The organism is Streptomyces achromogenes (assembly GCF_030816715.1).
GTDB classification, from domain to species: Bacteria; Actinomycetota; Actinomycetes; order Streptomycetales; family Streptomycetaceae; genus Streptomyces; species Streptomyces achromogenes_A.
On record NZ_JAUSYH010000001.1, the window covers coordinates 711,790 to 734,937 of the forward strand.

General features: G+C 73.0%; 23 protein-coding genes and 1 pseudogene. 11 read left to right on the forward strand and 13 right to left on the reverse strand.

From position 1 onward, the window contains the following. Positions 1-110: 110 nt before the first annotated feature. The 4 genes from QF032_RS03190 to QF032_RS03205 all read left to right on the forward strand — a co-directional run bounded on the left by QF032_RS03190 (position 111) and on the right by QF032_RS03205 (position 5,330). Positions 111-1,070 (forward strand): threonine/serine dehydratase, encoded by a 960-nt coding sequence (locus QF032_RS03190; protein ID WP_307039783.1) that lies wholly within the window; start codon positions 111-113, stop codon positions 1,068-1,070. Positions 1,071-1,387: 317 nt separating this feature from the next. Beyond that, entirely contained in the window at positions 1,388-3,049 is a 1,662-nt protein-coding gene (locus QF032_RS03195; protein WP_307054797.1) for a serine/threonine protein kinase, read from the forward strand. Between the two features lie 122 nt (positions 3,050-3,171). Beyond that, the gene (locus QF032_RS03200; protein ID WP_307060141.1) at positions 3,172-4,122 is read left to right on the forward strand and encodes an LLM class F420-dependent oxidoreductase; all 951 of its coding nucleotides are present in this window, start codon (positions 3,172-3,174) and stop codon (positions 4,120-4,122) included. 122 nt (positions 4,123-4,244) lie between these two features. Beyond that, complete coding sequence (locus tag QF032_RS03205) at positions 4,245-5,330, forward strand: hypothetical protein (protein WP_307039788.1); 1,086 nt, start codon at positions 4,245-4,247, stop codon at positions 5,328-5,330. Here QF032_RS03205 and QF032_RS03210 read toward each other — a convergent pair. From QF032_RS03210 to QF032_RS03230, 5 genes are all read right to left on the reverse strand, one after another. Next, positions 5,315-5,812, reverse strand: coding sequence for a DUF6328 family protein (locus QF032_RS03210; protein ID WP_373430284.1), 498 nt, complete (start codon positions 5,810-5,812; stop codon positions 5,315-5,317). The two genes, QF032_RS03205 and QF032_RS03210, sit on opposite strands and share 16 nt — an antisense overlap. A 95-nt stretch (positions 5,813-5,907) precedes the next feature. Further along, a complete protein-coding gene (locus QF032_RS03215) occupies positions 5,908-6,891 on the reverse strand; it encodes an aldo/keto reductase (protein WP_306955064.1) in 984 nt (327 codons plus the stop codon). A 12-nt stretch (positions 6,892-6,903) separates the two neighbouring features. Beyond that, on the reverse strand, positions 6,904-7,542 hold the full coding sequence (locus QF032_RS03220) for a TetR/AcrR family transcriptional regulator (RefSeq protein WP_307054799.1): 639 nt from the start codon (positions 7,540-7,542) through the stop codon (positions 6,904-6,906). Between the two features lie 4 nt (positions 7,543-7,546). Next, entirely contained in the window at positions 7,547-9,031 is a 1,485-nt protein-coding gene (locus QF032_RS03225; protein ID WP_307039794.1) for an MFS transporter, read from the reverse strand. Positions 9,032-9,143: 112 nt separating this feature from the next. Then, the gene (locus QF032_RS03230; protein WP_307039795.1) at positions 9,144-10,364 is read right to left on the reverse strand and encodes an FAD-dependent monooxygenase; all 1,221 of its coding nucleotides are present in this window, start codon (positions 10,362-10,364) and stop codon (positions 9,144-9,146) included. 350 nt (positions 10,365-10,714) lie between these two features. Between QF032_RS03230 and melC1 the strand changes: the two genes are divergently transcribed. The 3 genes from melC1 to QF032_RS03245 all read left to right on the forward strand — a co-directional run bounded on the left by melC1 (position 10,715) and on the right by QF032_RS03245 (position 12,578). Further along, a complete protein-coding gene (gene melC1 / locus QF032_RS03235) occupies positions 10,715-11,086 on the forward strand; it encodes an apotyrosinase chaperone MelC1 (RefSeq protein ID WP_307054801.1) in 372 nt (123 codons plus the stop codon). Positions 11,087-11,129: 43 nt separating this feature from the next. Beyond that, positions 11,130-11,954, forward strand: a complete 825-nt coding sequence (gene melC2, locus QF032_RS03240) for a tyrosinase MelC2 (protein ID WP_307039797.1) — start codon at positions 11,130-11,132, stop codon at positions 11,952-11,954. A gap of 171 nt (positions 11,955-12,125) precedes the next feature. Further along, on the forward strand, positions 12,126-12,578 hold the full coding sequence (locus QF032_RS03245) for an SRPBCC family protein (RefSeq protein WP_307054803.1): 453 nt from the start codon (positions 12,126-12,128) through the stop codon (positions 12,576-12,578). A 75-nt stretch (positions 12,579-12,653) separates the two neighbouring features. Here QF032_RS03245 and QF032_RS03250 read toward each other — a convergent pair whose 3' ends face one another. The 3 genes from QF032_RS03250 to QF032_RS03260 form a co-directional block, all read right to left on the reverse strand. Next, on the reverse strand, positions 12,654-13,373 hold the full coding sequence (locus tag QF032_RS03250) for a ribonuclease H family protein (protein WP_307054805.1): 720 nt from the start codon (positions 13,371-13,373) through the stop codon (positions 12,654-12,656). Between the two features lie 73 nt (positions 13,374-13,446). After that, positions 13,447-14,244 (reverse strand): VOC family protein, encoded by a 798-nt coding sequence (locus QF032_RS03255; protein ID WP_307049890.1) that lies wholly within the window; start codon positions 14,242-14,244, stop codon positions 13,447-13,449. A gap of 129 nt (positions 14,245-14,373) precedes the next feature. Then, complete coding sequence (locus tag QF032_RS03260; protein ID WP_306955052.1) at positions 14,374-14,856, reverse strand: VOC family protein; 483 nt, start codon at positions 14,854-14,856, stop codon at positions 14,374-14,376. Between the two features lie 196 nt (positions 14,857-15,052). On the opposite strand from QF032_RS03260, the gene QF032_RS03265 reads away from it, so the two are divergent. Both QF032_RS03265 and QF032_RS03270 read left to right on the forward strand, forming a co-directional pair. Continuing rightward, positions 15,053-15,691: an ATP-dependent Clp protease proteolytic subunit gene (locus QF032_RS03265; protein ID WP_307039801.1), complete on the forward strand. Its 639-nt coding sequence runs from the start codon at positions 15,053-15,055 to the stop codon at positions 15,689-15,691. A gap of 1 nt (position 15,692) precedes the next feature. Further along, the gene (locus QF032_RS03270) at positions 15,693-16,295 is read left to right on the forward strand and encodes a ClpP family protease (RefSeq protein ID WP_307039803.1); all 603 of its coding nucleotides are present in this window, start codon (positions 15,693-15,695) and stop codon (positions 16,293-16,295) included. A gap of 21 nt (positions 16,296-16,316) precedes the next feature. Here QF032_RS03270 and QF032_RS03275 read toward each other — a convergent pair whose 3' ends face one another. Beyond that, positions 16,317-16,748: a helix-turn-helix domain-containing protein gene (locus QF032_RS03275; protein ID WP_307054807.1), complete on the reverse strand. Its 432-nt coding sequence runs from the start codon at positions 16,746-16,748 to the stop codon at positions 16,317-16,319. Between the two features lie 263 nt (positions 16,749-17,011). Between QF032_RS03275 and QF032_RS03280 the strand changes: the two are divergent. Continuing rightward, a pseudogene (locus tag QF032_RS03280) lies at positions 17,012-17,900 on the forward strand (RNA polymerase sigma factor SigF). Positions 17,901-17,935: 35 nt separating this feature from the next. On the opposite strand, the gene QF032_RS03285 reads toward QF032_RS03280, so the two are convergent. Beyond that, entirely contained in the window at positions 17,936-18,397 is a 462-nt protein-coding gene (locus QF032_RS03285) for an ATP-binding protein (RefSeq protein ID WP_306955042.1), read from the reverse strand. A 193-nt stretch (positions 18,398-18,590) separates the two neighbouring features. Then, positions 18,591-19,904 (reverse strand): DUF6777 domain-containing protein, encoded by a 1,314-nt coding sequence (locus tag QF032_RS03290; RefSeq protein ID WP_307039809.1) that lies wholly within the window; start codon positions 19,902-19,904, stop codon positions 18,591-18,593. 236 nt (positions 19,905-20,140) lie between these two features. Between QF032_RS03290 and QF032_RS03295 the strand changes: the two genes are divergently transcribed. Further along, a complete protein-coding gene (locus QF032_RS03295) occupies positions 20,141-21,415 on the forward strand; it encodes a streptophobe family protein (RefSeq protein ID WP_307054809.1) in 1,275 nt (424 codons plus the stop codon). A 99-nt stretch (positions 21,416-21,514) separates the two neighbouring features. Here the strand turns inward: QF032_RS03295 and QF032_RS03300 are convergent, their stop codons facing one another. Beyond that, the gene (locus QF032_RS03300; RefSeq protein ID WP_307039813.1) at positions 21,515-22,492 is read right to left on the reverse strand and encodes a serine/threonine-protein kinase; all 978 of its coding nucleotides are present in this window, start codon (positions 22,490-22,492) and stop codon (positions 21,515-21,517) included. Then, positions 22,492-23,145: a hypothetical protein gene (locus QF032_RS03305; protein ID WP_373430285.1), complete on the reverse strand. Its 654-nt coding sequence runs from the start codon at positions 23,143-23,145 to the stop codon at positions 22,492-22,494. The genes QF032_RS03300 and QF032_RS03305 overlap by 1 nt, the downstream gene beginning before the upstream one ends. Positions 23,146-23,148: the final 3 nt, after the last annotated feature.

A 23,148-nucleotide genomic window follows, 5' to 3' on the forward strand; every position in this document is an offset into this window, starting at 1 on the left:
CCGCGGGCACTCGGTGAGTTGACCTGCACGGCGACGCCGGGCGAGGGTGCGAGGACACGAAGAGCCAAGGCGTGGTCCCGTCTGCTGTCCGCGCCGGAAGGGTGACCGCCTTGATCGGCATTTCCGACATCGAAGCCGCCGCCGCACGGATCGCCGGGCATGTCGTCCGCACCCCGACCGTGCCGAGCCCCGGCCTGTCGGCCCTGCTCGGCGTCCCGGTGACCACGAAACTCGAACTCCTCCAGCGCACCGGTTCGTTCAAGGCGCGGGGCGCGACGGCGAAGCTGCTGTCGCTGAGCGAGGCCGAGCGGGCCGCCGGGGTGGTGGCCGTGAGCGGCGGGAACCACGGCGTCGCGCTCGCGGTGATGGCCGCCGCCCTGGACGTGAAGGCCACCGTGGTGATGCCGCGCTCGGCGCCCGCGCGCTCCGTGGAGACCGCTCAGGCGGCCGGCGCCTCGGTGCGGCTGACCGACGGTATGGACACCGCGTTCGCGCTGGTGGAACGGTTGCGCGACGAAGGCCTCACGCTGGTGCACCCGTTCGACGATCCGCTGGTCGTCGCCGGACAGGGCACCGTCGGACTGGAGCTCGCCGCCGACGCCGGCGAGCTCACCGACGTGCTGGTCAGCATCGGGGGCGGCGGGCTGATCGCGGGCGTCGCCGCGGCCCTGCGGGCGCGCCGCCCGCAGGTGCGGATCTGGGGTGTGGAGACGGAGGGCGCGCAGGCGATGTCGCAGGCGCTGGCGGCGGGCGGACCGGTGCCGGTGGCGCTGTCGTCGATCGTCACCACCCTCAGCGCGCCCAGCGTCTCGCGGTTGACCTACGACCATGTCCGCGCGCTGGTCACCGAGGTGCTGGTGGTCTCCGACCGGGAGGCCGTGCGGGGGTCCCTGGAGTTCGCCGAGCACGCGAAGGTGTGGACCGAGCCGGCGGCCGGCTGTCTGCTGCCCGCGGCCCGGCGGGTCGTCGAGCGGGTGGGCGACGGGGCACGGCTGGGACTGGTGGTCTGCGGGGGCAACGCGACGGCTGCCGACATGAGGGCGTGGACGGACCGGTTCGAGGTGCGCTGAATCGATTCGCCGGAGAAGGGGGAAATCCCGGCCCGGGGGTCGCGGAACAGAATGGACGGCGGCCCGGAGGGCCGATTTCCGGACGCCCGAGCAGACCCACACGTCTTGTTTACCGCGGGTTACACCCGCAGGAGGGGGCGGGTGCGGACCGGGCCGGCGTCCGCCAATTCCCTTTTCTCGCACACCTACTCGACCCGCGACCAAGCCTTTTCTTGAATGAAGGACAGGAATCGGGCCGACTTGCCGTTCCGTTGAACGGATCCCCTCACGCCGGTCGTACCACTGGGAAAGGTGAGTGACAGCGGTTTCGACGAGGGATGACCATGGTCAAGACGCACGTCTCCACGCACGAGTGGGTCGCCGGGAGGTACCGGCTGCTCGACGTCGTCCACCGGGAGACGAACCGCGTCAGCTGGTACGGCGAGTACGTCGAGGAGACCGGGGCGGCCCGGCCCTGCCTGGTCACCAGGATCGGTCTGCCCCCCGACCAGGGCGAGGAGAAGGCGCGGCAGGCCGCCGACCGGGTGCTGCGCATGTCGGAGACGATGGCCCGGCTGTGCCCGGGCCGGATCGCCTCGGTCGTCGACGCCCTGGAGGAGGAGGGCTCCCTGTGGACCGTCACCGAATGGATCGACGGCCTCCCGCTGGGCCAGCTCCTCGCGCAGAAGGGCGCGTTCAGCCCGGGAAGGGCCGCGGCCATCGGGCTGCAACTGCTCGACGTGCTCGAGGTCGCGCACGGTGAGGGCGTCACCCACGGCGAGCTGAGCCCCGGCCAGATCTTCGTGCGGAGCCAGGGTCCCCTCGTCCTCACCGGGTTCGGGCTGGCCGGCGCGACCCTGGCCCCGCGCGTGGCCGCCCCGTCGTACGCCTCGCCCGAACAGGCCCGCGACGAGCGGATCGGCCCGGCCGCGGACCTGTGGGCGCTGGGCGCGCTCCTCTACACGATGGTCGAGGGACGGCCGCCGTACCGGGACCGGGACCGACCCGAGGCCACCTTGAAGGGCGTGGACAAGCTGCCCCTGCGCACCCCGCTGCGCGCCGGTCCCCTCACCCCGATCGTGCAGGGGCTGCTGCGCAAGGACTCCCGGGAACGGCTGACCCGCACCGTGGTGCGCCAGTCCCTCACCCGGCTGCTGGACGACGACCCGCACGTCGCCGTGCCCGCTCCCCCGCTGCGCCGCGTCCGCGCCGCCGCGCGGCGCGTCGGCCCCCAGTGGAGCGGCCGGGCGATGGCGGCCGGGACCGCGCTGGCCGTCGTCACCGTGGCGCTCGCCGCCCTCGCCGTGGCCCAGGGCCTGCCCGACGGCGACGACACGGCGGCGGGCGACGCGCAGGCCCGGCCGTCCGCCTCCGCCACCGGGCCGGGCGAGGACGCCGGCGAAAGAGTCTCCGCCACGCCGGACCCGGCCCCCACGCCGACGCCCTCTTCCAGTGCGCCGGTCACTCCCTCCCCGAGCGCGCCCCCGCGCACCTCGCCCACGCCCTCACCGCCCGCCACCGCCGACGCCCTCCCGGACGACTTCCGGGTCCACCGCGCCGACGAGGGCTTCTCGGTGGCCCTGCCCAAGGGCTGGCAGCGGCTGGACACCGCCCGCTCCTCCGACGGGGCCTACCGAGTCACCTTCGGCGCGAAGGGCGACCCGCGCACCCTCGCGGTCACCTACTCCAGGAAGGCCGGACCCGACCCGGTCGCCGTCTGGCGCGACGACGTCGAACCCAACCTGAGGCGGACGGCGGGTTTCCGGCGGATCGGCGAGATCAGGGCCACGACGTACCAGGGGTACAAGGGCGCGGACATGGAGTGGCTCGCCGACGGCGCCGGCGGGCAGGAGCGCACGTTCGGCCGCGGATTCCTGCTCGGCGGGCACCGCAGCTTCTCGCTCCGCTGGACGACGCCCGCCGCGGACTGGAACACGGCCGCCAACCGGCAGGCCCTGGACGCGTTCCTCAAGACCTTCCGGCCGGGCTCGGCCGCCTGACGGGCCGACGACAGGGGCGCGGGGCCTCCGGGAGGGCGCCGACGCCCCTCCCGGTCGCCGGCGCCCTGTTTCCTCCCTCGACGGCCGGGGACCCGGGGCCCAAGGTGCGAATCGGATACACGATGATGACCGAGCAGGCCGGTCCCCGTGACCTGGTGGACCACGTGGTGCGGGCCGAGGAGGCGGGCTTCGACTTCTCGGTGACCTCGGACCACTTCTTTCCGTGGCTGCGCTCGCAGGGACACGCGCCGTACGCCTGGAGCGTGCTCGGGGCGGCCGCCCAGGCCACCTCGCGCATTCCGCTGATGACGTACGTGACGTGTCCGACCTTCCGCTACCACCCGGCGGTGGTGGCGCAGAAGGCGGCGACGATGCAACTGCTGTCCGAAGGACGCTTCCGGCTGGGGCTCGGCTCGGGCGAGAACCTCAACGAGCACGTGGTGGGCGGCGGGTGGCCGTCGGTGGACGTCCGGCACGAGATGCTCGAGGAGGCCGTGGAGATCATCCGCGCTCTCTTCGAGGGCCGGCACGTCACCCGGCACGGCACCCACTTCGACGTGGACTCGGCCCGGCTGTGGGACCTCCCCGACGAGCCGCCGCCGATCGGGCTCGCCGTCTCCGGCGACCGCTCGTGCGCGCTCGCGGGCCGGCTGGCCGACCTGGTGATCGCCACCGAGCCCGAGCCGGGACTGCTCGAGGCGTTCGACCGGCACGGCGGTACGGGCAAGCCGCGCGTCGGCCAGCTCCCCGTGTCCTACGACACCGACCGGGAGACGGCCGTGCGGCGGGCGCACGCCCAGTTCCGCTGGTTCGGCAGCGGCTGGAAGGTGAACTCCGAACTGCCGCATCCGGACTCCTTCGAGGCGGCGACCCGGTTCGTGACGCCCGACGACGTCGCCGCCTCGATCCCCTGCGGCGACGACCCGGAGGACTTCGTCGAGGCCGTACGCCCGTACGTCGAGGCCGGGTTCACGGAGGTCGCGCTGGTACAGATCGGCGGGGACGCCCAGCCGGCCTACCTGGACTGGTCGGAGAAGACCCTGCTGCCGGCGCTGCGCGGCGCCTTCGGGTGACCTGCCGCCGGACGGACCCGCGCGGGTCTGACCGGGCCCGGCCGGGGAGCGCGTATAGGCTGCCGTTCCGGACGTCCGCGGGGCCGATCCCGCGGCCGGCAGCCTGTGGAGGAGAGCCACCCGTGAGCCTGGCGATCGACCTGCCCGAGACGGCCGTCGAGGCGTCCCCCGAGACGTCCCCCGCGCCCCTCGCCGACCTCGTGGCGCGCGACGCCCGCGAGTTCGGCGTCTACGCGCGGACCGGCGGATGGGCCTTCGGCCTGCTGGTGGCGCGCAGCGTCCGGCCGGGCGGGCAGGGCGCGGACGAGACTCCGAAGGTGTCGGCGAAGGAGTTCGCCGGGCTGGCCGGCTGCTCACCCGAGCGCGTCCTGCGGTTCTACAAGGCGTGGGACCGGGCCGCGGACGACGGTCTCGTCCCGCACTTCGAGGAGCTGACGCCCGGCCAGGAGGTCGAGCTGCCGGACGCCGAGGTCTGGCTGACGTACTACGTCTCGCGCTCCAGCGCCACGTCCGAGCGCGGGGCCGCGATCGCGCAGGCCGCCGAGGCCGAGGGCATCCGGCCGACGAAGGCGCTGGAGGTCGCCGAGAACCCCACCGCTCTGCGGGCCGCGATCCTCGCCGACCCCTCGACCGCCCGCGCGGCCCGTGCCGCCCTCCTGGACCGCGTCAGGGAGGATCCGGAGCTGCAGCACGAGCTGGCCCGTGACGTCGTGCGCACCGACGACCTGAAGAAGGCCGTGGCCTCCGAGAGCCGCTCGGCCGACCGCATCGGCTACGTGCGCCAGATCGCCGAGTCCGGACGGATCAGGACGCCCGCCGGACAGACCCTCGACGCGCCGGCCGAGCTGCGTCAGGAGGCCGAGCGGCACCTCTCGTTGCTCGACGAGCTGGACGACGGCGAGGACAGCGGCGAGTGGGCGAACGACGCCTACGACACCATGAAGAGCCTGGTCGTGGAGACCGTCGAGGCCGACCCCGGACTGCGCGTCCAGGAGCGGCGCACGAAGTTCTACAGCAGCCTCCAGCGGGCGACCAGGGTCTTCGAGGAGCTGACCTTCGACGACGTCGACGCGCAGGAGTTCTACGAGGACGACATGGTCCAGCAGCTGGAGGAGCTCCAGCAGGCGATCGGCAGCTGCATCACCGCGCTGCGCGGCGCACGCGGCACCGCCCGCGAGGAGGACGGACCGGCTCAGTCGGTCGTGTAGTGGCTGCGGGTCCACAGGGGCAGCACGAACCAGCACAGGCCGTACCACGCGACCACGCCCGCGACCAGCCACGGCACGAACGCGTCGTGGGTGGCCACCCGCAGGATCAGCAGCAGCGAGGAGGTCATGGTGGCGAGCAGCAGGAGCAGGCCGACTAGGGTCAGCCTGGACGCCACCTGCACCGCCTGCGGCTTGACCCGCCGCCCGGAGACCAGGCGGTGCAGGGACACCGGGCCTATGAGGGCGCCGGTCGCACAGGCGCCGAGGACCACGGTCACGATGTAGATGACCTGGTCGATGTCCCGCAGGTCCGCGTAGCGTGGCGTGAACACGACGGTCAGCAGGAAGCCGAAGAGGATCTGCACACCCGTCTGGGCGACGCGGATCTCCTGGATGAGCTCCCCCCACATCCGGTCGGCTCTCTCCTCCTCGGTCTCGTTCCGCCCCGTACGCCGCTCGGCGCTCGTCGCCGTGTCCGTCACCTTCGTCGTCCTCCCGGTTCGTGTGGTCTCTCGACCCCCTCCTCACCGCGAGTACCCCGGGAGCGCCCGTTCTTGCCGCCCGGCGCCGGGTCCGTCTACCAGCGGCCCTCGACCTGGTCCTTGATCCGCCGGTCGTAGAGGTCGCGGACGGCCGCGAGGGTGGCGTCGGAGAGCTCCGGGAGCCGGGCGGCGGCCGCGTTGGCGCGGGCCTGCTCGGGCGAGCGGGCGCCCGGGATCACGGTGGTCACGCCGGGCTGCTGGACGATCCAGCGCAGCGCCAGCTGGGCCGGGGTGTATCCCTCGGGGGCGAGTGCCGCGAACTCGACGGCGGCCCGGACGCCCGTGGCGTAGTCGACGCCGGAGAAGGTCTCCCCCTGGTCGAAGGCCTCACCGTGCCGGTTGTAGGCACGGTGGTCGTTCTCGGGGAAGACGGTGTCCTCGGTGTACTTCCCGGACAGCAGTCCGGAGGCGAGCGGGACCCGGGCGATGATGCCGACGCCGGCCTCCCGGGCCGCCGGGAGCACCTCGATCAGGGGCTTGAGGCGGAACGGGTTGAGGATGATCTGGACGCTCGCCACGCCCGGCCGGGCGATCGCGGTGAGGGCCTCGGCGCAGGTCTCCACGCTGACCCCGTAGTGCGCGATGCGCTCCTCCTCGACGAGGGTGTCGAGAGCGTCGAACACCTCGTCGCTGGAGTACACCGGGGTCGGCGGGCAGTGCAGCTGCACGAGGTCGACGCGGTCGACGCCGAGGTTGCGGCGGGAGCGGTCGTTCCAGGCGCGGAAGTTGTCCAGGACGTAGTTCTCGGGGATCTGGTCGACGCGGCGGCCCATCTTCGTGGCGACCAGCACATGCAGGTCGGGCCGGCCGCTCAGGAAGGCGGCGATGGTCTGCTCGCTGCGTCCGTCGCCGTACACGTCGGCGGTGTCGAAGAAGGTGACTCCCGACTCGGCCGCCGCCTCCAGAACCGTCAGGGCTTCCTTGTCGTCGACGTCGCCCCAGTCGGCCCCCAGCTGCCAGGTGCCGAGACCGACGACTGACGCGTGCTGACCGGACCTGACGAATTCGCGCTCTTCCATGGCGTCAGTGTGTCATCCGCGGCGGCCCGCCGCGGAACGTGGCCCTCCGTCGTCGGGGCCGCCGTCGAGGTGGGTCTGGATCGTCGGGCCGTACCGGTCGGCGACGTCGTCGACCGGTACGGCCCGCAGTTCGCTCCCGCGGGCGATGCCGAACATCACGCCGAGGCCGAGCAGGGCGGCGACGGCGAGTTCGGCGCGGACACCGCGGTGGGCGCCGGTGAGGCGGGCGGCGAGGCGTTCGGTGACCTGGGTGCGGAAGTTGGCGCGCAGGACGTCGCCGTGGTCGCCGTGCAGGGGCGCGAACGCGATGCGCAGCAGGGGATCGGCGCCCCGCTCACGCTGGCTGACCAGCACGTGCCGGACCATGTGCCGGCCCAGTCGCTCCAGCGGGGCGTCCAGCAGGGCGTCGGCGTCCTCCTGGAAGGACATCACCCGGGCGAACAGTGCGTCCTTGTTGCCGAAGTACTTCAGGACCAGGGGCGCGCTCACCCCGGCCCGCTCGGCGACGGCCTTGAGCGTGATGTCGGCGTGGGCCTGGCGGGCGAGGAGGTACCGGGCGGCGCGCAGGATGGCGGCCCTGGTCGCCTCCGCGTCGCGCCGGACGGGAGCCGGGGAGCCGGTCGGGACCGGGGCGTCGGGCGAAGTGCTCACGGGGTCATGCTCCCCCCCTCGCCCCGTCGCTCACCGGCCGGGTGCGGCCCCGGGGCCTCGGCGTGTCGTCGGGCCCGGCGTCGCCGGGGATGGCGAGCGCCACCGCGCACGCGCCGAGGGCCACCGCGCCCGCGACGCCGAAGGCCAGCAGATAGCCGTGCAGCGTCGGCACCCGGGCCCCGTCGAGGAGGCTGGTGTGGTGCACGAGGACGGCGGCGACGGCGGCGCTGGAGACGGCCTGTCCGATGGTGCGCATCAGGACGTTGACGCCGTTCGCCGACGCGGTCTGCCCGGCCGGGACGGCGCGCAGGATCAGCGCGGGCAGGGCCGAGTAGGCGAGGGTCGTGCCGGTGGACACGACGGTCGCCCCTACCATGATCATCCACAGTTCACGGCTGTCGGCGACGCGCAGGGCGTACCCGGCGGCGATGACGGCGGCGCCGAGGGCGAGGGTGATCCGGGGCCCGCGCCGGTCGGAGATGCGGGCGGAGAGCGGCGAGAACAGCAGCATGGTGACGCCGCCGGGCAGCAGGCACAGACCGGTCTGGGCGATGGACAGCCCGAGCCCGTACCCGCTCGCCTCGGGAGCCTGCACCAGCTGGGCGGTCACCAGCGAGTTGGCGTAGAAGGCGAAGCCGGTCAGCAGCGCGGCCACGTGGGAGAGGCCCACTCCCGGCCGGGAGGCCAGCCGCAGGTCGACCAGCGGCTCCGCGGAGCGCAGTTGTCGGCGCCACCACAGACAGAGCACGGCGACGGCTCCGAGGAAGAGCCCGACGATGCGGGTGCTGCCCCAGCCCCACTGGCCGCCCTGGGACACGGCGAGCAGAAGACAGACCAGTCCCGCGGCGAGGCCGAGCGCGCCGGTCACGTCGAACCGGCCCGGCGCGCGCACCGGCGACTCGGGCACCGCCCACCGGATGAGCGCGACGCCGGTCGCGCCCAGCGCGGCGGTCACCCAGAACATCACGTGCCAGTTCGCGTACTGCACGACCACGGCCGCTGCGGGCAGCCCCAGCGCGGCGCCGATGCCGACGGTGGAGCTCATCAGCGCGATGGCGGATCCCCGGCGCTGCGGGGGCAGTTCGTCGCGCAGGATGCTGATGGACAGCGGGACGACGCAGGACGCGGCGCCTTGCAGGGCGCGGGCCGCGATCAGCACGCCGATGTCGGAGCTGAGGGCGCAGACCACGGAACCGGCGGACATCAGGGAGAACGACAGGAGCAGGACCCGCCGCTTGCCGTACATGTCGCCGGCGCGGCCGAGGACCGGGGTGAGGACGGCGCCGGACAGCAGTGCGGCGGTCACCATCCAGGAGACGGCGCCCGCCGAGGCGCCGGTCAGCCGGGGCAGGTCGGGCAGCAGCGGGACGACGACCGTCTGCATGACCGCCATGAGAATTCCGCAGTACGCCAGGACCGGAATGACGACCCGGGCCCGCAGAGCGGGGTTCCCGCTGGTCGGGGCGGGTATCGGAGCGGGCGACGCCATGGGCACTCCAGCGACCGGAACGGCACGGAAAAATAGGTGAATGACCATTCACCCTAGCAGTGAATGGTCATTCACCCAAGGAATCATCCAGCGCGATGGAGCTCGCGGGGACCTACTTGCCGGAGGTCAGCGCCCGGGCGTGCGCGCCACGCGCCAGCTTCGGTCCCAGCCAGCGCTTGAGCCGGCGCAGCGCCTCGAGGCGTCCGGCCGCCCTGTCGAGGCGGTAGTACAGCTGGGGCGGGACATAGGGCAGCAGGGGCGAGTGGCGCTGTCCGAGCAGGGCGAACATCTGCTCCGGGGGGAGGTGGATGTAGCGGGTGAGGTTCTCGTACCACTGGGCGCTGTAGCGGGCGGCGCTCTGCTGGGACAGCAGCGCGGACTTGCGTACGCGTTCGTAGCGGTCCAGGGCCTGCGGAAGGTCCGGGCTCCCGCCCAGCGCCTCGGCGAGGGCGATGGCATCCTCCAGGGCGAGGGTGGTGCCGGCGCCGATCGAGTAGTGGGTGGTGTGGGCGGCGTCGCCCAGGAGGACGAGGTTGCCGCGGTGCCAGGTGCGGTTGACCAGGGTGCGGAAGGTCAGCCACTGGGCGCTGCCGCCGGCGGAGGAGGCACGGCCGACGAGTGGGTGGCCGTCGAGGATGTGCGCGAAGAGCTTCTCCAGGTCGGCGAGGCCGTCGGCCTCGCCCGCCCGGTCGAGGCCGAGCCCGGCCAGGGTCTCGGGGGCGCACTCGATCACGCAGGTGCTCTGCTCGTCGCTGAAGGGGTAGCCGTAGCACCAGATCCAGCCGTGCGCGGTCTCCACGAAGGCGAAGGTGAAGGAGTCGAAGACCTTGGTCGTGCCGAGCCAGACGTAGGAGTTGCGGCCTTCGGTGAGCTGTGTGCCGAAGTCGTCCGCGTGATGGGTGCGCAGCGCGCTGCGGACGCCGTCGCCGGCCACCACGAGGTCGGCGTCCGGCAGGTTTTCGGCGGTGATCTCGCTCTCGAACTCCAGCCGCACGCCGAGCGCGCGGGCCCGGTCCGCGAGGATCTCCAGCAGCCGGTGACGGCCGATGCCGTGCCCCTCGTCGCCGGGCTGACGGGTCGCCAGGTCCCGCACGTGCGCGACGCCCGCGTCCCAGCGGACGGAGCCCTCCTCGATCGCGCGCGCCGACTCGGGGTCGCGGGCGCGGAGTTCGTCGAGGAGCCCCTGCCAGTACGTGACGCCCCAGCCGTAGGTCGAACCCTCCGGGTTGCGTTCGTGGACGGTGATGTCGTGGGACGGGTCCTGCCGCTTGAGCAGGATCGAGAGATACAGGCCGGCGGGCCCGCCGCCGACACAGGCGACCTTCACGCGCACCCCTTGGAGTTACCAGACGTGGTTGGTTGACGACGCAGGGTAGCAGGGGGCGGCGACGTCCCACGGACGCCCCACCTGCCCGATCGCGCCACTTTCCGCACGTGAGCCACACCACCGGCAGTGTGGCGACCCGAGAAAGATCACCGGAAGCGGTGTTCCGAAGGAAAGGAATTGCCTGTTCCGCCGCGCGTCGACCACACCCACAGCCAAGATCATCTTGGTTCAAGATTGCACGACATGTAAGCGAATGTCCGGATCGGGGCCAACCACTCGCAGGCGATTTCCCGGCCCCGTGGCCCGGCCGATAGGCATGCGGGGTCGTCAACCTCTCGCACTCCAGGAGATCCCGCATGCCGCAACTCAGCCGTCGTCGCGCCCTCGGCGCGGCCGCCGTCGCCGCCGGCGCCACGCTCGCCACCGTCGCCTCCGCCCGCGCCTCCGACGGCGGCGGGCACCACGCGCACGGCTCCCCCGAGGCCTTCGACGAGGTCTACAAGGGCCGCCGGATACAGGGCCGGAGCCGGTCCGGCGGCGGACATCACCACGGCGGGGGCTACGCCGTGTACGTCGACGGGGTCGAGCTGCATGTGATGCGCAACGCCGACGGCTCCTGGATCAGCGTGGTCAGTCACTACGACCCGGTGCCCACCCCGCGGGCCGCTGCCCGCGCCGCGGTCGACGAGCTGCAGGGCGCCCGGCTCGTCCCGTTCCCGGCCGGCTGACCCGACGAACGCCCCACCCTTCCGCACCCTTGGAGCACCGCACATGACCGTCCGCAAGAACCAGGCCGCCCTGACCGCCGACGAGAAGCGGCGGTTCGTCGCCGCCGTCCTCGAGCTCAAGCGCACCGGCCGCTACGACGCCTTCGTCACCACGCACAACGCGTTCATCCTGGGCGACACCGACGACGGCGAGCGCACCGGCCACCGTTCGCCCTCCTTCCTCCCGTGGCACCGCAGATTCCTGCTGGAGTTCGAGCGAGCGCTGCAGTCGGTGGACGCCTCGGTGGCGCTGCCGTACTGGGACTGGTCCACCGACCGTTCGCCCCGTTCCTCGCTGTGGGCGCCGGACTTCCTCGGCGGCAGCGGGCGCAGCCGGGACGGCCAGGTGATGGACGGTCCGTTCGCCGCGGCGGCCGGCAAGTGGCCGGTCAACGTCCGGGTGGACGGCCGCACCTACCTGCGCCGCTCGCTGGGGACGGCCGTCCGCGAGCTGCCGACCCGGGCCGAGGTCGAGTCGGTGCTCGCGATGGCGACGTACGACATGGCTCCGTGGAACAGTGCCTCCGACGGCTTCCGCAACCACCTCGAGGGCTGGCGCGGCGTGAACCTGCACAACCGGGTCCATGTGTGGGTCGGCGGGCAGATGTCGACCGGGGTCTCCCCCAACGACCCGGTGTTCTGGCTGCACCACGCCTACATCGACAAGCTGTGGGCCCGGTGGCAGCGCCGTCACCCGGAATCCGGGTACGTCCCGGGCGGCGGGACGCCGAACGTCGTCGACCTGCACGAGACGATGCGGCCCTGGAACGACACCACCCCGGCGGACCTTCTCGACCACACCGCCCACTACACCTTCGACTCCGACTGACCACGCCGGCCCGGACCTTCGACGCCGGCTGACCGCACCGGCCGGACCTTCGACGCCGGCTGACCGCACCGGCCCGGCTGATCGCACCGGCCTGTTTGCCGCCGCGCTGACGGGTACCCGCCACGGGCAGCACCGACAGGATGAACCCCCGACTACAAGGAGGAGACGACCGTGTCGCAGGTCGAGGAATCCATCGAGGTCGACGTGCCCGTGCACACGGCCTACAACCAGTGGACGCAGTTCGAGAGCTTCCCCGAGTTCATGGGCGGCGTGCAGCGCGTCGAGCAGCGGACCGACACGCTCACGCACTGGGTGACCAGTGTCAACGGCGTGCACCGGGAGTTCGACGCGGAGATCACCGAGCAGATCCCGGACGAACGGGTCGCCTGGACCACGGTGTCGGGCGAGGTCCGGCAGGCCGGGGTGGTGACCTTCCACCGGCTCGACGACGCCCACACCAAGGTGATGCTCCAGATGGAGTTCCGGCCGGAAGGCGTCGCCGAGAACGTCGGCGACAAGCTGGGCTTCGTGAAGCGCCAGACCAAGGGAGACCTGGAGCGCTTCAAGACGTTCATCGAGGAGCGCGGCCTGGAGACCGGGGGCTGGCGCGGCGCGGTGGCGTGACCGCCGCCCAGCCGACGCCGCCGGTCAGTCCGCGCCGCCGGTCAGTCCGCGCCGCCGGTCAGTCCGCGCCGCCGGTCAGTCCGCGTCGGCGGCCGCCGTCCGGCACTCCGGGTGTCCCCAGCCCTGATCGTTCTTGGCGATCTGCTCGCCGGCCGCGTAGGGGCGGCCGCACAGACAGCGGCCGGGGAACTTGGCGCTGATCGTGCGGGTCGACGAACCGCCGCTCCGCCGGGGCGACTTGCCCCCGGCGGAGCGGCCCTGCTTCGAGGCGGGCCGCGCCTTCGGGGTGTCCGGCGAGGCCGGCGGCTCGGGCGAGCCCTGGGCGCTGCCGGCCGGCTGCTGGACGACCGCCGCCTGGCTGGCCGCGCGGTCCGCGAAATCGTTGAGCGGGTCGCCGTCCACCTGGTGCGCGGGCACGTAGCGGAAGTCGACGGAGCGGCCCGCGAGCAGCTCGTCGATGCGGACGACCAGCTCCTGGTTGGCCACCGGCTTGCCGCCGGACGTCTTCCAGCCGTTGCGTTTCCAGCCGGGCAGCCAGGTGGTGACGGCCTTCATCGCGTACTGCGAGTCCATCCGGACCTCGAGCGGAACGGCCGGATCGGTCGCCGCCAACAAGCGTTCCAGCGCGGTGAGTTCGGCGACGTTGTTGGTGGCCTTGCCGAGCGGGCCCGCCTCCCAGCGGGCCGGTGCCTCCGCGTCGTCCGCGACCACCCATGCCCAGGCCGCCGGTCCGGGGTTTCCCTTCGAAGCCCCGTCGCACGCGGCCACCAGTCGTTCACGCATGCGCCCGATCATGCCATGGCCCCGCCGGGGCCTCGCCACGCCGCCCGGCCGGACCGGGTCGGACACGCCGGCCCGGCCGGACGGGTCAGACGTCCGTGGTCTGCGGCATCTCGCCGGCGGTGGTCGTCACGTCGATCACCGAGAAGTTCGCGCCCTGCGGGTCGCTGATCGCCGCGAACCGCCCGAACGGGGTGTCCATCGGGCCGAAGCGCAGGGTGCCGCCGTTCTTGGTCGCCCGCGCCACGGCGCCGTCGCAGTCGTCGACGGTGAAGTAGACGTTGACGTACGAGGGGACCTCGGGCGGGAACTCCTCCGTCATCCGCATGCGGCCGAGCACGGTGTCGCCGCCGATCTCGAACATCCGGAAGTCGACCGCGTCGTCCTGCATCTGCTTCGCCGTGTACGGGAACACGGCCGGGAGGAAGGCGTCCGTCCGCTCCGGTTCGCGGGTGAAGACCTCGGCCCAGCAGTACGCGCCGGGCTGCTCGGGCGCGGCCTCGAAGCCCTCGTGGGCGCCGGCCTGCCACACGCCGAACACCGCGCCGCCCGGCTCGCGCCCCAGGCACATCGTGCCGAAGTCGCCCACCTGCATGGGCTCCATCAGCACCTCGCCGCCGTTCTCACGGATCCTGGCGGCGGTCGCGGCGGCGTCCTCGGAGGCCAGGTACAGGCACCACTGCGACTGACCCTCCTGGCCGGGCATCGGCGGGACCACCGCGGCGACCGCCTTCCCGTCGGCGTAGGCCTGCGTGTAGTTCCCGTACTCCGACGACGCGTCCCCGAAGGTCCAGCCGAGGACCTCGCCGTAGAAGTGCTTGGCGGCCTCCACATCGCTGAACATCGCGTCGGCCCAGCACGGGGTTCCCTCTGGTCGTACGGCCATGGCGGCGGCCCTCTCGATGAGATGGATTGTCCGGTTCCTCACGCTAGCCACCCCGCCTGCGCATCGCGCGCCGAACACCCCGGGTCGGGGAAGGGAACGCGCCCGCGGGGGGGGCTGGCAGGGGGATGGCTACGCGCCGTCGTAGGCCTTCTTCAGGGCGGCGACGTCGAGCTTGCCCATCGCGTACATGGCCTTGGTGGTGCGGGTGGCCTTCTCGGGGTCGGGGTCGCTGATCATCTCGATCAGTCCGTCGGGGATGACCTGCCAGGACACGCCGTACCTGTCCTTCAGCCACCCGCAGGGGCCGGGCTCGCCGCCGTTCGCGGTGAGCCTGGTCCAGTAGTGGTCGACCTCGGCCTGGTCCGCGCAGTAGATCTGGAAGGAGATCGCCTCACTGAAGGTGAACTGCGGGCCTCCGTTGATGCCGACGAACTTCTGCCCGTTGGCGGTGAACTCCACCGCGAGCACCGATCCGGCCGGACCGGGGCCGGCCTCGTTGTAGCGCCCGATGGCGCCGATGGTGGAGTTCTTGAAGACCGAGACGTAGAAATGGGCGGCTTCCTCGGCCTGGCCGTCGAACCAGAGACACGTGGTGAATCCGTCGGTGGTCATGAGCACCTCCTGGGTGGGAACGCGGTCGCCGGTATCGACTCCCGTCCGTGCGGAAACTCATCGCTCGACCCGTGTCGTCCGCTCTGCCCTCGGCGAATCTGCCACCGGCAGAGAACCGGCGTGCGGGGGTCCGCCGAGGTCAAGAGTGGAGTCGACGGCATCACGCGACGGCGTCACGCCACGACGAGGAGACCCGATGACTCCACTCACCACGTTCGCTCCCCGCGCCGCGGAGGGCGACACCGCGCCCTCCCGCTTCGACGACCAGCTCGCCGCCCAACTGCTCGGCCAGCGCATCGTGCTGCTGGGCACCCAGGTCGACGAGGTGTCCGCGAACCGGGTCTGCGCGCAGCTGCTGATCCTGTCGGCGGAGGACCCGCGCACCGACATCGGCCTGTACATCAACAGCCCCGGCGGATCGGTGCACGCCGGGCTCGCCATCTACGACACGATGCGGCTGATCCCCAACGACGTGTCGACCCTCGCGATGGGATTCGCGGCCAGCATGGGCCAGTTCCTGCTCAGCGTGGGCACGGCCGGCAAGCGGTACGCGCTGCCGAACGCGCGCGTCATGATGCACCAGCCGTCGGCCGGGATCGGCGGCACCACGGCGGACATCGAGATCCAGGCGGAGAACCTGGAGCACACCAAGCGGACCATCGAGCGGATCACCGCCGAGCACACCGGGCAGTCCCCGCAGACCATCTCACGGGACGGCGACCGCGACCGCTGGTTCACGGCCGAGGAGGCCAGGGAGTACGGGATGGTGGACCGGGTCGTGGAGTCCCTCGCGGACGTCCGCCCGGCCGCGCAGAAGCGACGGATGGGGCTGTGACATGGGGACCTACACGATTCCGAACGTGGTCGAGCGGACCCCGCAGGGCGAGCGGTCCTACGACGTGTTCAGCCGGCTGCTGGCCGAGCGGATCATCTTCCTCGGCACCGAGATCGACGACGGCGTCGCCAACGTCGTGATCGCGCAGCTCCTGCATCTGGAGGCGGCGTCCCCGGAGAGCGAGATCTCGATCTACCTCAACTCCCCCGGCGGCTCGTTCACCTCGCTGATGGCGATCTACGACACGATGACGTTCGTCCGGGCGCCCATCTCCACCCTCTGCGTCGGGCAGGCCGCGTCGACGGCGGCCGTGCTGCTGGCGGGCGGCGATCCCGGCCGGCGGCTCGTCCTGGAGCACGCGCGCGTGCTGCTCGGACAGCCGGCCAGCGGCGGCCGGCAGGGCACGGTCTCCGATCTCGCCCTGCAGGCCAAGGAGATGGTCCGGATCCGCGCCCAGGTGGAGGAGGTGCTGGCCCGGCACACCGGACACGACGTCCCCGCCCTGCGCGCGGACATGGACCGCGACAAGGTGTTCACCGCGCAGGAGGCGGTCGCGTACGGCCTGGCCGACGAGGTGCTGAGCCGGCGTCCCCCGACGGTGTGAGACGCCGGCCCGCTCGGCTCGTCAGGCGGCCAGGCAGAGCCCGTCGTACGCGGAGGCGGTCGTCGCCCGGCTCCGCACTGGGCGGCGGCCGGCGTGCCGGACGAGCTCTCCCTGGGCCCGGGACAGCAGGTCCGCGAGGCTGAGCCCGAGGGCCTGGGCGGCGGCCGCGAGCACCTCCGAGGAAGCCTCCTTGCGGCCCCGCTCCACCTCCGAGAGGTACGGCATGGAGATGCGCGCCTCGTCGGCGACGTCCTTGAGCGTGCGCTCCTGCGCCTGGCGTTCACGGCGCAGGACGTCTCCGACGAGATCGCGCAGCAGGGGTTCCCGTGGCGTCGGCCTGGGGGCCGTCCCGGGCGCCGCGGCGGGCACGGGGACGGCGGGGGCGGTGTCCGGGCGCTCGGCGGACGGGCGCAGCGGGATCACGCGGGCTCGGTTCGGCGTCTGGTGGCTCACCTTCCCAGCCTAGGAGAGCGGGCCGCCCCGGGAAGAGGGGGTGCGTTGCGCCCTCGGTGGAATCGGGGGCCCCGGACCGGCCGCGGCGGCGCGGGGCGTGCCACCGCGGCCCGTCCGGGCACGCATGGGTCGTCCGTGAGCGGGTACCCGCACCCCGAGCGGTGCCGTATGCGGGTGCCCGCTCACGGAACGAGCACGACACACGCCGAACCGTGACGGTGCGGGCACGGTGACCGAGTACCGCGACTTTCGAGGGAGAGGCCATGCAGACCGCCGCTGTCCGGTCGGAGGCCGAGATCATCGAGAACGCCGCCGGGGCCGGACCGCACGGCGCACCGCTGCCCGGCATCGAGGCGCCGCGGAGCGTGGCTCCACGCGACGCGCGCGAGCTGTCGCGCCAGTTCTTCCGGCGGCTGGCCGTTCTCGAGGAGGGCACACCCGAGCACCAGTACGCGCGCAACACCCTCATCGAGATGAACATGTCCCTGGTGCGTTTCGCGGCGGGCCGGTTCCGCGGACGGGGGGACGACATGGAGGACATCGTCCAGACCGGGATGATCGGCCTGATCAAGGCCATCGACCGGTTCGAGGTCGCGCGCGAGGTCGAGTTCACGTCGTTCGCGCTGCCGTACATCGTCGGCGAGATCAAGCGCTTCTTCCGGGACACGACGTGGGCGGTGCACGTTCCGCGGCGGCTCCAGGAGCTGCGCGTCGAGCTGGCGAAGGCCCGCGACGAGCTGTCCAGCCGGCTGGACCGGGAGCCGACGGTGGCGGAGCTGGCCACGCTGATGAACCTCTCGCCCGAGCAGGTGGTCGAGGCGCAGATCGCCTCCAACGGCTACAACTCCTCCTCGCTCGACGCGGCGATCACCGGCGACGGCCCCGAGCAGGGCGAGTCGGTCCTCGCTGACTTCATCGGCGTGGAGGAGGCCAGGCTGGGACTCGTCGACGACTTCCACTCGCTCGCCCCCGCTCATGGCGGAGCTCAGCGAGCGCGACCGGCGGATCATCCACCTGCGGTTCGTGGAGGAGGCCACCCAGGCGGAGATCGGCGAGCGACTCGGCTGCTCCCAGATGCACGTGTCCCGCCTGATCAAGCGGATCATCGGCCGGCTGCGCCAGGGCATGCTGGGCGAACTGGGCTGCGCCTGACCTGTTCGCGGCATCTGACCTGTCCGGCCTCTGAGCTAGCGGGCCGGCGGTCCGAAGCTGAGCACCGCGCGGACCCGCTTGCCGACCGGCACCCGCTCCGCGGTGACCTGCACCGCCACCGCGTGCACGATCTCCAGACCGTGCCGGCCGACCCGCTCGGGGTCCTTGGGGTAGCGCATGGGCAGGGCGTCGCTGCTGTCGTAGACGCTCACGGTGACCGAGGCCCCGGTGCCCTCCAGCTCCAAAATGTACGGCCCGTTGCTGTGCCGGTCGGCATTGGTGACCAGCTCGCTGACCACCAGCATCACGTCACCGCACACGCGGTCGCCCACCGTGGCGCACCACTCGGTCCTGAGCTGGTCGACGAAATGCGCGGCGAAGGCACGGGCCTCGGCTATGCAGCCGGGGTCGCCGGTGTAGTGCGCCGCGCGCCGTAGCGGTTCCACGGGTACGTCGAAGCCAGTCGGTATCACTGCCCCGTCCAGATGCTCGATCATGCAGTTCTCTCTTGGAGGCCGGACTGGCCGGACGCTGCTGTGCACCAGTGCTGGTACCCCGTGCCGCGCCGTGCAGTCCCCGTCATTCCTGACCTGTTCAGGCTACGGCCATGCGGTGGCTCACACTGCGGGCGGCCCCGGACGGAACCGGCCGTGAGCGAGTCGAACGGCTCGTCGCGGCCGGTTCCGGCGTCTATTGGGGCAGCGAGGACAGGGAGCTGCCCGAGGACAGGGAGCTGCCGGGCGCGCTCGACAGCTCGGACAGCGAGCTCGACGAGGAGGGCGGCGCCGGCGCTTCGGACGACGGCGGCTTCGAGGACGGCGGCTCGGAACTCGGCGGCTCGGAGGACGGCGGTTTCGAGCTCGGGGATTCGGAGGACGGCGGCTTAGAGGACGGCGCCTCGGTGGACGAGCCGGACGACGGCGGCAGGACGCATCCCGGCGGGCTGGCGCCGGTCGCGTCACCGGTCGCGCCGGTCGACGGCGACACGCACGGCGGGGACGCGGGACTGGTCAGGGAGCTCGGCGGGGCGACGATGATGGACGGCGTCGTGTGCGCCGGCGGGTGCGTGGGCCGGTCCTTGTGCCCGTCGTCGCCCGGCCGCCGGGCGAACCAGTGGTGGGAGTGGTCGGGGTCGTAGAGGACGAAGGCCTTGATCACGGTCGTCGAGGGCATGACCGTGACGGTGGTCGCGGGGCTGTACGCCGGCCACGACTGGCCGGTCCGCCGGTAGCCGCTCTGCTGGGCGACGGGCGGGGTCAGCGGGTTGCCGCAGGCGCAGCGCACCCGGGGCACGCCGTGCCGGTCGACCAGGACGGCCGTGCCGGCCTGCAGAACGGCCTGGTAGGAGGTGGCGGCGCCGTCGCGGTACCCGTGGTTGGTGACCCGGGTGTCCAGGCGCAGCTGCACCGAGGTGAGCGAACGCAGGTAGGCGGGGACGCCGGCCGGGTCGATCCCGGCCACCGAGGCGAACGCCCTGTTCTTGTCGGGCGCCTGCTGGAGGGCCTTGATCTGCTGCTCCACGTCGCAGCTGGCGACGTTGCGGGTGCCGCCGTACAGTCCGGGCTCGCCGCCACGGACGGCGGGCACGGTCTTCCCGGCCGGGGCGGATCCCGACGGGGCGACCGTGGCGGGCGGGACGGACGTCTTCGTCGTGGAGGTCGTGGTCACCGGGTCCGGGCCGACGTCGCCGGCCGGCTGCATGAACACCTCACCGGCCTGGTCGGACTTGCCGCCGCCGCCGGGCAGGGTCAGCACGAGGGCGAGAGCGGTGACGGCCACGACGGCCAGGGCGATCAGCGCGATCCGGGGCGCGGACCTCCACCACGGCCGGCGCGGCGGGCCGCCACCCGCTCCGAAGTCGCCGCCGGGCGGCTGGGAGGGCGGCCCCTGGGGCGGCTGCGACGAACCCGAGGACAGCGGACCGGAGGGCGGCCCGGTCGGCCGCCCGGACGGTTCGGTGGGCGGTTCCGAGGGGCGGCCGGACGACGGCGGTTCGACGCTCACGAGCACTCCCGACGTGGGGTCTCCCGCGCACGCGGTCCGACCGGGCCGAGGCGATCGGCGGTGACGGCAGGACCGCGCGCCTGCGGGACGTGCGACCGGCGCAACCGGAATCGCCCGGTCTGCGCCGCTGTTTCCACCATGACCATTGTGTGCTCCGGTCGGGCGTCACCCGCAAGCCGGGCCCGGACGGTCCCTCCCGGCGGGCGTACTCCCCCGGTGCTGCTTAGCGTGGCAGGGTGAGTGCGCACACCCCCCACGACCAGGCACGATTCCCGGCGCACGGCTGGGGGCGCGCGGTCGTCACAGCGTTGGCCGGGCTGATCGCCATGGGCGTGACGGCCGCACTGGGACTGTGGGCGGCCGGCGCCGCGGACCTGCCCGAGGGCGCCTTCCCCCGGGTGGTCGCGGCCACCGTCGTCACGGCCGTCGGCGGCACGGTCGAGCTCGTCGGCGACGCGGGCGGCCTCGCCGAGACCGAGGCCGGCCTGACGGTGATCCCGCTCTCCGTGACCCTCGTCGGAGCGCTCGTCGTCGGCGCCGGATTCCTGTGGCCGCTGCGGCACCGGGCGGTGGCCGGCGCCGGCGAGCTGGCCGGCTGGGCGGCCCGGATCGCCGTCGTGTGGGTGCTCGGGCTGCTCGGCCTGTCGTTCGCCGCCCGCCAGACCTTCAAGGTCTCCCTCGGCGACGGCACGCTGAGCGACCTGGGCGACCTGTTCGACGTCGGTCCCGAGGTCGGCTTCACGACGGACGTGGCGCCGACGGTCGCGGTCGGACTGCTGTGGCTGGCCGGTGTGCTGGTGCTGGCCCTGCTGGTCGCGCGCGGAGCGCCGCTGCCGGCCCGGCTGCTGCGTTTCCAGGAGCCGGTGCGGCCGGCCGCGCACGCGATGGTCGTGCTGCTGCTGGCCTGCGTCGCCCTGGGATTCGTCGTCGCGCTCGTCGTCGCGGCGACGCGTGGGCACGCCGCCCAGACCCTCGCGGTCATCCTGCTCGGCCTGCCCAACCTGGTGTGGCTGATGTTCACCGTCGGACTGGGCGCCACCTGGGACGGCCGGGTGGAGGGCCCCTTCGGGCTGCCGATGCCGCATGTGCTGGACCAGGTGCTGCGCGGCAAGGAGACCGCGCGGCTCGACCTCGGCGCCCTCGCCGCGTACGACGGCCGGGTCTGGTGGCTCGTCGTGGTGGACGCGGTCCTGCTGCTGGGGGCCGGGTTCCTGCTGGCGGCGCACTCACCGCCGGACATGCCGGCCTGGCGGCACGCCCTGCACATGGCCGTCGCGCTGGTGCTCACGGTGCTGATGATCTGCCTGGTCGGCCGGGTCGCCGCGCACTACGGCCTGTCCGTGCTCGGGCTCGGCGACCTCGGCGGCAACCTGTCCGGCGAGCTGTTCCTGCGGCCCCGCCTGTGGTCGGCGCTGGGCCTGGCCGCGTTGTGGGGCCTGGTCACCGGGTTCCTGGGCGCCCTCCTGGCGGGCCTGGTCCGCCGCCGGAGAACGCCGCCCCCGCCGCGCTGACACCGCTGCTGCGGGCTCCTGCGGCCCCCAGGGCCGACGCGGACCCCAGGTCGGACGAAACGAAACTCAGGGCCGACACGGTTCTCAGGCCGACGCGCCTCAGGGCCGGCCGCCGAACACCGGCCGTGCCCAGAGCGGAGGCTCCGGGGCCGGCGGCAGGGTGTCGACCCGCTCCGTCGGCGGGTGAGCCGCCCGGTGCGCGCCGCCCGCCGTCGACCTCAGCTCGGCGACGAACGCGCCGCAGGTGTCCTGACGGTCGTCCGGGCTCTTCGCGAGAGCCCGGACGAACACCCCGTCGACGTGCGGTGGCAGGTCGGGCCGGGTCTGCGTCAGGGCCGGCGGTTCGGCGTTCTGGTGGGCCCACAGCAGCGCCATGTCGTCGTCGCGGAGGAACGGCGGGCGGCCCGCGAGGCACTCGTAGACGACGCAGGCGAAACCGTAGACGTCACAGCGGCCGTCGACGGGGCGGCCCGAGATCTGCTCGGGCGAGACGTAGTCGAGCGTGCCGACGAACTGGCCGACCGTGGTGAACCCGGTCAGCGACAGCGACTTCTTCGTCAGCCCGAAGTCGGTGAGGTAGGCGTGCTCGGGGTGGTCGGTGTCGGTGCCCCTGGCCACCAGGATGTTGCCGGGCTTGACGTCCCGGTGCACGAGCCCGTGCTCGTGGGCGGCGTCCAGCGCCGAGGCGATCTGCGCGGCGATGCGGACGGCCTTCGCGAGCGGCAGCGGACCCTGCCGGTCGAGCAGATGGCGCAGGTCGCTGCCCTCGACGTAGCGCATCGCGATGTACAGCACGCCGTCGGTCTCGTCCGCCTCGAAGACGGGCACGATGTGCGGGTGGTCGATCGCCGCGGCAGCCCGCGACTCATGCGTGAACCGCTTGCGGAAGACGTCGTTGCGGGCCAGCTCCGGGGCGAGCAGCTTGAGCGCGACCGTCCGGTCCAGGCGCAGGTCGTGGGCGCGGTAGACGACGGCCATGCCGCCGCGGCCGATCTCCCGCTCGATGCGGTAGCCGGCCAGCTGCCGGCCGACCAGTTCGGAGGGGCGGCCGGAGAACGGGCTGGTCGTGTGCGGCATCAGGGTCTCCCGTCCCGGTTCACGATCCGGGTGACGGTGTGGTCGAGGTCCTTCCGCGGGCCCTGGTCCTGGTTCCCGGCCCGGTCCTGGTCCCGGTCCTGGTCCCGGCTGTGATCCCGGTCGGGGCCACGGCTCCGCGCCGGGTCCGGCGGCGGGTCGGCCGCCACGTGCGGCGCACGGTCCGTCGCGTACGTGCTGAGGCGCGCCCCGTCGCCGTACACCCAGCGGCTGCCGACGGGGTCGTACATCCAGACGTCCTCGCCGTCGACGACCACGCCGATCCGCAGCCCCTGGGTGCGGCGGCGGAAGGACTCGCCGTCGAGGTCGCCGTCCGCCAGTTCCTCCATCGCCGCCCGATAGCGGGCCAGGGCCTGTTCGGCGCGGTCGAGGAGGGGACGGGGGTCGGCCGCGGTCGTGTGCGGACCGTCGGAGCGGGGCGGGTCCTTGGGGACGGCGACCAGACAGCGGCCGTCCACCCAGGCCGACCAGCCGTTGGAGCACAGCACGCGTCCCCAGTCGCCGCGCCGCTCCAGGAGCCGGACCGGCAGCAGCGGGTCGAGCGGCAGGGTGGGGCGGGCCGGATCGGGCTCCTCCCAGGCGGGCATGCCGTGCTGGGGGACGACGTGGGTGGGGCTGAATCCGGGAGTCGTCATGCG